At 38.7% G+C, this 11,989-nt stretch carries 8 protein-coding genes; 5 read left to right on the forward strand and 3 right to left on the reverse strand.

Annotation, left to right across the window (positions count from 1 at the left end; all coding sequences use genetic code 11):
• Nucleotides 1–44: 44 nt before the first annotated feature.
• The 3 genes from ACGF7G_RS15225 to ACGF7G_RS15235 all read right to left on the reverse strand — a co-directional run bounded on the left by ACGF7G_RS15225 (nucleotide 45) and on the right by ACGF7G_RS15235 (nucleotide 3,676).
• On the reverse strand, nucleotides 45–1,391 hold the full coding sequence (locus ACGF7G_RS15225) for an NCS2 family permease (protein ID WP_133816338.1): 1,347 nt from the start codon (nucleotides 1,389–1,391) through the stop codon (nucleotides 45–47).
• Nucleotides 1,392–2,199: 808 nt separating this feature from the next.
• Nucleotides 2,200–2,655, reverse strand: coding sequence for a type II toxin-antitoxin system PemK/MazF family toxin (locus tag ACGF7G_RS15230; protein ID WP_133816247.1), 456 nt, complete (start codon nucleotides 2,653–2,655; stop codon nucleotides 2,200–2,202).
• Nucleotides 2,656–2,923: 268 nt separating this feature from the next.
• A complete protein-coding gene (locus tag ACGF7G_RS15235; protein ID WP_387466570.1) occupies nucleotides 2,924–3,676 on the reverse strand; it encodes a sulfite exporter TauE/SafE family protein in 753 nt (250 codons plus the stop codon).
• Nucleotides 3,677–3,938: 262 nt separating this feature from the next.
• Between ACGF7G_RS15235 and eptB the strand changes: the two genes are divergently transcribed.
• The 5 genes from eptB to ACGF7G_RS15260 all read left to right on the forward strand — a co-directional run bounded on the left by eptB (nucleotide 3,939) and on the right by ACGF7G_RS15260 (nucleotide 11,931).
• Nucleotides 3,939–5,603, forward strand: coding sequence for a kdo(2)-lipid A phosphoethanolamine 7''-transferase (gene eptB / locus ACGF7G_RS15240; RefSeq protein ID WP_387466571.1), 1,665 nt, complete (start codon nucleotides 3,939–3,941; stop codon nucleotides 5,601–5,603).
• Nucleotides 5,604–5,846: 243 nt separating this feature from the next.
• Nucleotides 5,847–8,372 (forward strand): AAA family ATPase, encoded by a 2,526-nt coding sequence (locus tag ACGF7G_RS15245; protein WP_387466574.1) that lies wholly within the window; start codon nucleotides 5,847–5,849, stop codon nucleotides 8,370–8,372.
• Entirely contained in the window at nucleotides 8,369–10,186 is a 1,818-nt protein-coding gene (locus ACGF7G_RS15250; protein ID WP_387466576.1) for a hypothetical protein, read from the forward strand. The genes ACGF7G_RS15245 and ACGF7G_RS15250 overlap by 4 nt, the downstream gene beginning before the upstream one ends.
• 206 nt (nucleotides 10,187–10,392) lie before the next feature.
• Nucleotides 10,393–10,725: a hypothetical protein gene (locus ACGF7G_RS15255; protein WP_387466578.1), complete on the forward strand. Its 333-nt coding sequence runs from the start codon at nucleotides 10,393–10,395 to the stop codon at nucleotides 10,723–10,725.
• A gap of 96 nt (nucleotides 10,726–10,821) precedes the next feature.
• A complete protein-coding gene (locus ACGF7G_RS15260) occupies nucleotides 10,822–11,931 on the forward strand; it encodes an S-(hydroxymethyl)glutathione dehydrogenase/class III alcohol dehydrogenase (RefSeq protein ID WP_387466580.1) in 1,110 nt (369 codons plus the stop codon).
• Nucleotides 11,932–11,989: the final 58 nt, after the last annotated feature.

Below are 11,989 nucleotides of genomic sequence, written 5' to 3' on the forward strand. Positions count from 1 at the left end.
CAAAGTGTGCCAGCATGGACACACCTTACGCACTTTTTAATCAATCAAATAGCCCAATCACCAGCATAAAATACTACTAAAGCGATCGTGATCATTACTGTACCGACATTTAACTTACGCCATTCACCGGAACAGACACGGCCAATAACCAAAGAACCGAAACCCAGCATAATGCCAGTGACAATATTGCAAGTCAGAACAATAAAGACCGCACAGAGCATACCGGACATCGCGCCAACAAAATCCTCGAAATCCAGCTTTCTGACATTACTCAGCATCAGCAAACCGACATACATCAGCGCCGGCGCAGTCGCATACGCTGGTACAAGATATGAAAGTGGAGAAAGGAACAAAATTAACAAGAACAAGATACCGACAACTGTTGCAGTTAAACCTGTTTTACCCCCTGCTGCGGTACCCGCCGCTGATTCGATATATACCGCAGCCGGAGAGGCACCGATAGCACCGGCAAAAATACTGCTGACAGAATCGGCAGTCAGCGCTTTACCGCCATTAATAATCTGCCCGCCCTTATCCAACAGATTCCCTTGCCCTGCCACTGCGCGGATTGTGCCGGTGGCATCAAATACGGCGGTCATTACCAGTGCCAGCACACTGGGTAATACAATCGGCTGCAAAGCTCCCATAATATCCATACTAAAAATCAGAGACAGGCCGTCATCTCCCAAGTTGGGTACTTTAAAGAATCCTTGATATTTCACCGCCGGATCAAAAATCAGCCCGAGAACAGAAATCACCACAATCACCAGTAGCACACCACCTGGAACTTTCAATTTTTCCAGGCCGAAAATAACCGCCAGACCAAGCAAAGTCATCATAACTGGAAAAGAGGTGAATGAACCCAGAGCAACAGGCAGACCTTCCAACGGGTTCTTAATGATCAAACCAACGCCATTTGAGGCAATCAGTAACAAAAACAGCCCAATACCAATCCCCGCACCATGCGCAATGCCCATGGGTATATTGCGCAAAATCCAGGAGCGAATACCGGTAACAGAAATCACCGTAAACAAACAGCCCATCAGGAATACCGCACCGAGCGCAACCGGAATACTGATTTGCTGCCCCAAAACCAAACTAAAAGCGGTAAATGCAGTCAATGAAATTGCACAACCGATAGCCATTGGCAGGTTAGCCCAAAGCCCCATTAACAAAGAGCCAAAACCAGCAACCAAACAAGTCGCAATAAAGACAGCGGTATGAGGAAACCCGGCTTGCCCTAACATACCCGGCACAACGATGACTGAGTAAACCATCGCCAGGAAAGTCGTGAGCCCTGCCAGAATTTCACGGCGTACCGTTGTTCCGCGTTCGGTCAATTTAAAATATTTATCCAGCTTGCATTTAGCTGGTGCCTGAGTGCCGGACATCATGTTGTTCCTCTGCATTATATTCATGTATTTCCCCGCTTTCTGCCAAACGAAAACGATTACCTTACTTAATAACAATAATGAATATTGCACCAATCGGTTTCACAAACCATAAAAGCAATCGTTTGGCTTTCAGAATAAAAAATGGCGAGAGAATTTGAGGTGAAAGATTATCCAGTGATTATGGTGTTGGAATCAAGAGCTAACAGTACTATTTAACACAAAAAAAGCGGTCTGTTTATTGTCATGTTTTTCTCGTTAAAAACTTACTAAAACGGCACTATGGGGGCATTTGAACAGAAATTTATAATTTCATCCTTACAAATTCACTTCAAACCATAAATTCCTGCACAACATTCACCTGCCGAAAAAAATTGACAGTTCTCATTGCTACCTGGTCATTTGACTTTAGCTACCTTGATATATTTGTAAGGTGTTGGCTCTGACCTCATCATTTCGCAAATCTGATCCTCTACCTTTAGTTGTTTCAACACTGCGTCTATATAAATGCTGTTCCGCAGTACAACCATGTTAAGCACTAAGCCCAATTACCAAAAATAGTGTTATTTCCCATAAGGATTCAGGATACTACCTGTGAGGAACAAGCTTGGTGGGTCTAACAGAAAGGCCTAAAGCGGGAAAAAATGTTAACCAGCGTTTTTACTTGCCGTAGAATGGCAAAAGCCCAGCATATCAACTGGGCTTTGCAGGTCCCTCAATGGGGAATAAATCTTTAAAGGGCCTCAATGGGCTACCGCTGTATCATCGTGGATTTTGACGAAATCGTCAACAGTTATTTTAAAACAAGTCAAGAATCTGATAGCATCCAGCTTGCATTGATGGATTTGATAACCGCACTTTGTATTTCTGCTACAAGTTCTCTCGACAAGCATTGATTCAGGTATCCACGGACAGTTCGCGGCCTGCTAAGGCGCATGCGACTTACCTGCTGAACGAGATCAGTTTTAGCCCAGCGGGTTTGCTGATCGAAATATCTTACCCCTTCAATGATTCCCTCTGCGATTTCTACGTGCATACCACGCCGTAGCTTATCTACGTCACACGTTGTTGACAAAGGAACCACGATACAAGCATTTCCGTTTATCTTACCATTAAGCACCACTACCAGACGGTTCTTCACCATTTCAGGTGGCATGTGGCCGTCATAAAAATTTGCCACAACAGCACCATCATTACCAATGGGATAACTCCCATAGTTACATTCAAGGATCTCCCCGACTTTAGGGCTAAAAGATATCGGCACAAAAAGTTCCTTTTTAATTAAGTTAAAGTAAGAGGTTATTCAATCGTCACGCTACCATTGGGATAGTCAAACCAATTACAATACCAATGACAGCGATACTATTGGTAATAATAAAAATAGCGAAGAAATGGCTATTCCTGTAATGACGACTATTCATTTATTTATGCCTACCCCTCCAGCAAAAAACAGAGAAAATAAATGCGAAATGAATCGAAATAACAATTCAATGATATTATACAAAACAAATAAATTTTTATTAGTTACTATTTCAATAGGTAAATATATAACGATATATCAGCATTAACCCTGAAACTAGCACAATAATATTGATAAACCTCAGGAATGTCTCTCTGGAAATTTTTAGTGTCACCTTGCGGCCTAAATAAATTCCCAACAACATAGCTGGGATCAATGCCAGTATTAATAACAAGAGTGAACTATCCAGATAAATACCCAGGACAACAAAAATAATCACTCTTGTCAGAGTACTGAAACCAATTAAAGTCGTCTGAGTAATTCGGAAAGCTTCCTTATCGGGTATCCGCCCGGCCAAATAGATGGCATAAAGAAAACCACCACTACCAAATAATGCGCTGAAAACACCGCCCCCCAAGCCAAATGGAATCGCCGCTTTCACCGGGAATTGACGATAGGCTTTACCAGAAAATAATGAATAAAGTGAATAGAAAACAACAAATAATCCTAATACCAGAACCAAAACATCAGGTCGGGCCATTAATAAAATGGCTGCACCAATCAAGCTACCGATAATCATTAACGGAACAATTAGCTTGAGCTCACTAAACTCAGCTCTTCTGCCATCTCTGGCAACATTAATCACTGCGGCGGTTAAATCTATCAACGCAAGTAGAGGAACAATTTTTGCTACAGGGATATAAAGCGCCAGAATCGGACTGGCAATAAGTGCAGAGCCAAACCCAGCTATGCCAAAAACCAAGTAAGCAAAAAAAACAGCAAAAATACAAATAAACAGATCAGGCCATGTTAGTACATGTAACATTGATATTTCCCTGAAAATAGTTATCAATCCAAGTGATCATTGTCTCAATACTAATAGCTTTTACTATCGTTTGTCAGGACAATCTGCAAAAAATAACCACAGCAATTCAAGATACTCTTACTGTACAAATGTGCTGTTAATGGGTGGGTGGAAAAAATGAAGGAGCCAGAATTGTAAATAACCACAAATATTCGTTAAGTAATGAATGATCTATAGGCTTGCCTCATTTTTCAAATTAAGTTTACCAAGGTTTCCTAAGCTAATGAAAAAAATAAAATCTTTGCCACATCCCATACAAGCGCTATTACTGGCGATCTATATCGGCATTTTTCTCAATCTATCGGTTTTTTATCGTCATTTTGAAGAGACTCATGTTGGTATTCATACTTCTAAGTTAGTTACCGGCAGCATTAAAGCTTTCACCATTATTCTATTTACCTTTTTTCTGTTACGTCTTCTTTCTTTAGGTGGACGCTGGTTCTACCGTATTACTGCCAGCTTATTAGTTCTATTCTCGGTTGCCGCCAGCTATTACATGACCTTCTTTAATGTCGTTATTGGCTACGGCATTATTGCTTCCGTTTTAACTACAGATATTGATTTATCCGTTGAAGTTGTTGGTTACAACTTTATCGTCTGGCTAATTTTGCTCAGTATCTTGCCATTACTGCTTATCTGGTCGGGTAATTTACCCAATACTCTGCTTGAACAACTGCGAACGCCCGGCCAGCGAATAAAATCACTGGCAGTCATGCTGATAGCGGCATTACTGGTATGGGTTCCGCTGGACTGGATGAACACTCAGCAAAAAGCTAACGACGTGCTCAATAATGTCGATATGCCAAGCTATGGCGGTGTGGTTGCGCACTCTTACTTGCCTTCTAACTGGCTGACTGCACTGGGGTTATATATTACGACTGCGACAGACGAATATCTGAATCAGAATGAACTGTTTGATCCGACACAAAAGTTCACTTATGTTGCTCCACAAGGCATTAATGATACCTACATGATATTTATCATTGGTGAAACTGCGCGTTGGGATCATATGGGAATATTGGGATATGAGCGCGATACAACCCCACTTCTGAGCAAAGAACCGAATCTGGTCGCATTCCGAGGTGAATCCTGCGACACCGCCACCAAACTTTCCCTGCGCTGTATGTTTGTACGCGAAGGGGGTACCAAAAATAACGACCAGCGCACACTGAAAGAACAAAACATATTCTCAGTTATGCATAAATTGGGATTCAGCTCAGAACTTTTTTCAATGCAAAGTGAAGTCTGGTTTTATAACAAGACCGAGGTGGACAATTTTGCTTTCCGTGAACTGATCGCCTCTGAGAGCCGCAACGATGGCAAGCCTGTTGACGATATGATGTTAATTAATGAATTAAAAGAATCACTGGAACATCATCCAAACGGCAAACATCTGGTCATCTTGCATACTAAAGGCTCTCACTATCTATATTCACAACGTTATCCGCGCAGTTTTGCCAAATATCAACCGGAATGCATGAACGTCGATGATGACTGTAGCAAAGAACAGCTCATCAACGCATTTGATAACAGCATTTTATACACCGATTACTTTATCAAAAACGTCATCGACCAGGTACGGGATAAAAAAGCGCTGGTATTTTACACCTCAGACCACGGCGAATCGATCAACGATGATTTCCATCTGCATGGTACACCACGTCATATAGCGCCACCGGAACAATTCCGTGTGCCATTGATAGTTTGGGCATCAGATAAATTCCTGGATGCCCCAAATAATGCTCAGGCTTTTAAAAACCTCAGAACACAGGCCAAAACAGGTAATATCTATCGCCATGTTGAACTCTATGACACTATTCTCGGTTGCCTCGGCTATACCTCACCGGACGGCGGAATTATGACAAGTAATAATCTGTGCGGTGATTGAGGGATATTTCCAGTCCTGAAATATATTGGCACGTTTTTGTAAAATGAATGCTTAATTTATTCCGTTTTATACTTCAATGAATAATATAGTCATTCATTTTATCGATTGTAGTTAAATATTTTAAATAGAAAAGCTAAGAACTCAATAAAATAATATCAAATTAAATTAAATCATAGGTGAATATATTTTACGATATGTTATGATTCATTTTTAGACATATACTTAAGGCCAACGAGAGACAAGATGCAAACACACGAAAGAAAGGTACTATGCACTATAGAAAAAGGATATTCCTACGAAAGAGAAGATCAGCTAGGGAAACTCAGAGTGTATTTTGAGATTTTGAGTAATGGTGAAATTGTACCAATTAATAAAGAAAGTTTATTTTGTGAAACTGAACAGGTTTTCGTTACTGCGGGGTATAGCGAATTACGTGAAAAGTATAGCTCCTCACTTTTTGCAGCAACATGTGTTCCAACAAATTTTGAGAAAAAAGAGGGGAACTGCCAATATATCACCAGAGCAAATTTTTGCGAAGAGATCAAAGGGCTTTTAGCCTGCCAAGTTTACGATCTTCCATTTCCTAATGTTAACGAAGCAGTTATTATTTTAACAGAAAAACCCTTAACAAAAACAATCCTGATCCAAAATGACAGCTATATCTATGGGCCTTTCGATTATGTTGATGAAATAGACCCAGCAACAAGCCAATATATTTTACATTTAAAGCCGATAAGTACGCCATTAAATAAAATCCAGCAATTTCATATTGGAAAAATAGGCATCCAGAAATGTATCGCATATTTATCACAAAATAATTATTCACATATGACTTTTCTATGCAATATAAAAAGAATATTTGAAAACATAGATGACACCGTCGATTATATAACTAACGATCAAATCATTTCAACCTACGGAAATAGAATTGCGCAAAACTCTGAAATAAGAAGTTTCAACAAAGGAACAATAGCACAAATTCGTAAGTGCTATACTTCCTCGCAAGAATTCAGAACTTTCCCTGAAAGATTTAATCGGCTATTTCAAAGTTTAGAAATGGCAGAAAGTTGGGATAATACCCGGAAAGACTTGATGGATAGTTTCCTTTCAATTGATAAAGGAAGAGAAATTTTAAAAAAATATATCGACGAAAATAAAGAAGAATATTTTCGTGAAGAAAAACAATCTTTTTTAAAGAAATTACAAAAAGATAAATTAAATCAGCAGCAAGCATTTAATGAATTAATCAATAAAAAAGAGCAAGTAGAAGCTGATATCCGCAAAATGCTGCGAGCAAGAGAGCTGTTTCAATTCAATGGTGGTCAGATATCAACAATCACCATTACGGCAGAAGAAAAAAATAAGATTGAACAGAAACTATCTTCCCGACGTAAAGAATTAGATACTCTCACCGCAGAAGTCAAAGTTTTAGAAGAAAAACATAGTCGTTTTAAAAAAATCGAAGACTTAAAAAATGAAATAGATGATCTGGAGCGTGAACGCGACAGATATAGAGATAGAAAAAGGCAGATGGAAGAACAGGTTAAGGATGTTGCGAAAAAACTGAGAGAAAGTAATGAAGTATTAACCAGCAGGTTGGTGCAGCTTAAACCCGATGTAGATGCTTTATGTGGTTTAAAGCCAAAAGCAGTATTTAGCTCATTGGATTATAATGTCATAACAAGGGAAATTTCAGCAACTGAAAGTGATGAAGATACCCGCGAAAATCTAATCAATAGCGTCCTTGATGCTTTAAATAATCGAGGCCGTAAAACAGATTATTATACCGTTGCGAATATTTTGACAACGATAGCACAATGTCAGTTTACATTATTTAGCGGATTACCTGGAACGGGGAAAACATCACTGGCAAAAATACTCGCAGCCAGCCTGGGGCTACAAAATCGCTTATTAAATATTCCTGTTGCACGAGGTTGGACTTCATCAAGAGATGTATTAGGTTTCTATAATGCTTTATCCCAATCATTTATACCTTCCGCTACTGGATTATTTGATTTAATTAGACATCTTCATTACGAAATGAAAGAGAAAATTGAGTCAGCCGCTCCAGCTATTATTTTACTTGATGAATTTAACCTTTCACAACCGGAACATTACTTCAGCCCGTTCCTTGAAATGGCCGATCCTGAGTCTAAGCGAATAATTTTAACCGGTAATCCAGAGGAGCAACATTTTCAGGTACCCATCTATTTACGTTTTTTAGGCACTATCAATCAGGACGAATCTGTTCAATCCCTTACTCCCAGGTTGTTAGACAGGGCTGCTATAATCAATTTCGATGATTTTGAACAAGACTATGATTTGAGTGTAGTAAAATCAGATACCCATAAAGATTTAAACATTTCCCCAATTACTGGAAATAAGTTCATTGATATTTTCTTTCCAAGATCTTTAGAAATGACACCAGATATTGAGCGAATTTTGCAATTAATCATCGAAACTTTACGTGATGATAACCCAGAATTCGGAACCCCCGTTATTGTTTCATATCGAAAAATAAAAGCTATTCGCTCATACCATAATGTGGCTGGCCCAATGATGTATATCGAAAGTAAATACAAAGCATTAGATTACGCTGTAGCTCAACATATATTACCTCTTTTAAATGGCTATGGACAGAATTTTGGTAATCGATTAAATACCTTGTTAGATAATTTACCTGACGAAATGGAACACTCACATAAACTACTGAGAAGAATTATTAGCACTGGAAGCCAAAATATGTTTTGTTATGGGGCCAATATATGATCCGTTGGGAAATGTTTATCAATTCAATTTCTGATGAAGAAGTTGTTGATCTCAGAATCAACAACAAATATCAAATTACAGAATTAGATCACATTCTGTTTCAAGTTTCTTTATCGGAGGAGGATGCTGAGAAAAATGGCATTCCTATAATAATCATAGGAGATACATCTCTGAAATTAGTTTTTTCTCACTATGGAAATGGCGAGAGAATATACACGTCAATAGAGCCAATAAACTCACATCGTTCAAGGTATTTTTATAATTTCTTTGGGGAAAACCAAGTTTATCTTTATTTAGGAAGCCAATATGATCCTATATATAGTGTTACCTTTGATATTCTGGCAAGACGAGAAAATGTCGCCTTAGCAAACATGATGTTAGAATATTTAACCGAAAACTTAGAGGACATTGTTTCCATTTGTTTTTCAAAAAGCAGGAAAATCACCTCATCGAATGAAGATAATATTTTCAATTTCAATAAATTAGACATAATAAAAGAAACAGTTAACTATTTAACACAACATTTGCCATTATTTATTATAGAACATAGACACACTTTAGAACCTAAATTAACTCTATCAAAACAAGGGCAACCAACCGGACCAGATTCAATTATGTGGGCATTATACAATCTTGACCAGTTATCTCCTGCGAATGATGAAGACGCCAACATATTCTATAATAACAGAGGATATTCTTTCAATGAACTGCCTAAAGAGACATTAAAAGAAAATACGAATACTTACGAAAACAAAGTCATCCACGCTTTTCTAAAACAAGCTAATATGTTCCTGGTGATGCTTAAAGAATCACTGATTTATCCTAAAGATAAAATCCAATCGTTAGAAAAAAATGAATTTATCCAATTCAATCACATAATGTCAAAATATGCATATTTAGCCTTAAAAAATAAATCCAAAAAAATTGAAAACCTAATTAGCACTTTAGAAAAAACAAGATTATTGTTTAATAAAAAAATACCCTCAGCAGCACCAATAGGTATTGTTCCTAAAATCACACCTTATGTTGCTAAACATAACCATTACAGAAAAACCTTTTATCTTATTGAGCAGTACCATCATGCACCAACATCCTCTTTTATTGGCAAAGAACTTTTCTCCGGATTAAAAAACCTTTCAGCAATTTATGAAACGACTGTATTGATTTTATTACATGAGGTTATTCAAGAAAGTTATAAAGTTCAGCTTATTGAACAAAGTTATAGACTTCATGCGGAAGAATTGCCTTTCGGCGGCGTCACAATAAAAAGACCAGAAAATGAAATTAATAATTATTTCTTATTTAAAAATGAAAAATATGATATTGAATTATTTTACGAAGCAAAAATTTTCCCTTTAAGCGCCCATAGTAAAAAAGGAGATCTTGTTGATACAAGTAACAATATTGATTCTAATAAATATGAAAAACACCATTTTCACCCTGATTTTATCATGAAAGTAAACTCAAAAAGCTGGAAAAATCCACTAATTATAATACTTGATGCAAAATATAAAGATGCAAAAACAATAAAGGAGCATGATATTAATGAATTAACAAGGAAGTATTTATTTAATATACATCAGGTTAATGAAAATATGGCCTTAGGTATGTCGCCGGTAAAAATGCTTTTTATTTTATTCGCACATAGTTCAGAAGAAACCGTTGTCAGAACAGTTGCCCCACGACATTGTATCAATGGTCAGTTTCCAGTCTTACCACAATCAATCGCTATTTCAGTTAAACCTAATGAAAAAAATATATTAATTGAACACTTTATTGCACTTAAAGAAATTATGGATAATAATAAAGACTAATTGTGTGAATCTATCAATTGAAATTATTTTCAATCAAAACAATATAAGATAATTATATCACGCCAAAAGCACATATAACATTCATTTGCCCTGATTGTTTTAAGGTGTTATTTATTTTCACCTGATAAGATTTTTTTTAAATCTTGGACAATTTGTGTAGTTGAATATCTAAATATCATTAGTGTTTTTCTGAAGAGGAAATTATTATGGAATATCAAAAAATTGGACAAATGAGCCTTAAAAACTCAGGCGGATTTGTTGCTAGAATCCAATTTGGTTATATTGATGCCAACGGTGAAAAGTTTCTAAGTAAACAAAGTGACGATATTACTCTTGGAGTAACAAAGACTATTGATCCAGGTGATCTTGGGGTTCCTGATGGAGCGATGGTTTATATGCATGTGTTTGTAGTATGGGGGCGTGATAATGAAGCTCATCAAGTTTTCTCATACAAAAAAGGGAGTCAAGCGATTGCCAACTATATGATCAGTGGTACAACATTAAATAATGACCTTGGCTTGATCGATGTTATACAGTAATACAGACAGGCCCTGAAAAAGCAGGGTCTTATAGGCTAAAGCTTTACTTTTTCTGCCTACAGTAAATCCTAGAGCGGTTATGCATTAAGGAGAAATATGAAATCACGAGCCGCTGTTGCATTCGGGCCGGGCCGCCCCCTTGAAATCGTTGAAATCGATGTTGCCCCACCCCAGGCCGGTGAAGTGCTGGTTAAAATCAGCCATACCGGTGTGTGTCATACAGATGCCTTCACCCTATCAGGGGATGATCCGGAAGGCATTTTTCCTGCTGTGCTCGGGCATGAAGGCGCCGGTGTAGTCATTGAAGTTGGTGAAGGTGTCACCAGCGTCAAACCCGGTGACCACGTTATCCCTCTCTATACCGCAGAATGCCAAGAGTGCCTGTTTTGCCAATCAGGAAAAACCAACCTGTGTGTAGCCGTGCGGGCAACTCAGGGGAAAGGTGTCATGCCGGATGGCACAACCCGTTTTTCCTACCAAGGGCAGCCTATTTATCATTACATGGGATGTTCCACATTCAGCGAATACACAGTCGTAGCCGAAGTATCACTGGCAAAAATCAACCCGGAAGCAAACCATGAAGAGGTGTGTTTGCTGGGTTGCGGTGTCACGACCGGCATTGGTGCAGTGCACAATACCGCTAAAGTGCAACCTGGTGACTCTGTCGCCGTCTTTGGACTCGGCGGCATTGGCCTTGCCGTGCTCCAGGGAGCTCGTCAGGCAAAAGCGGGCAGGATCATTGCCATTGATACAAATCCGGCAAAATTTGGGCTGGCCAGACAGTTCGGGGCAACCGACTGCCTGAACCCGAATGATTACGATAAGCCTATTCAGCAGGTCATTATTGAGATGACGGAATGGGGAGTAGATCATACTTTCGAGTGTATTGGTAATGTCAATGTTATGCGTGCCGCGCTTGAAAGTGCACACCGTGGCTGGGGACAATCAGTGATTATTGGCGTGGCGGGTGCAGGACAGGAAATCTCAACCCGGCCATTCCAACTGGTCACTGGCCGTTCATGGCGAGGCACCGCCTTTGGTGGTGTTAAAGGCCGCAGTCAGTTGCCTAACATGGTGGAAGAGGCAATGAAAGGTAAAATTGAGTTAAAGCCTTTTGTTACTCACACCTTACCGCTCGAGCGCATCAATGAAGCATTCGAACTGATGCATGAGGGAAAATCCATTCGCACAGTCATCTATTACTAAGCTGTTTTGCGGGAGTTAAAAACCGTGCTGTAACAGACGGTTTTTAACAAAACAGGAA

The sequence above is a fragment of the Photorhabdus sp. RM323S genome, assembly GCF_042879375.1.
GTDB classification, from domain to species: domain Bacteria; phylum Pseudomonadota; class Gammaproteobacteria; order Enterobacterales; family Enterobacteriaceae; genus Photorhabdus; species Photorhabdus tasmaniensis.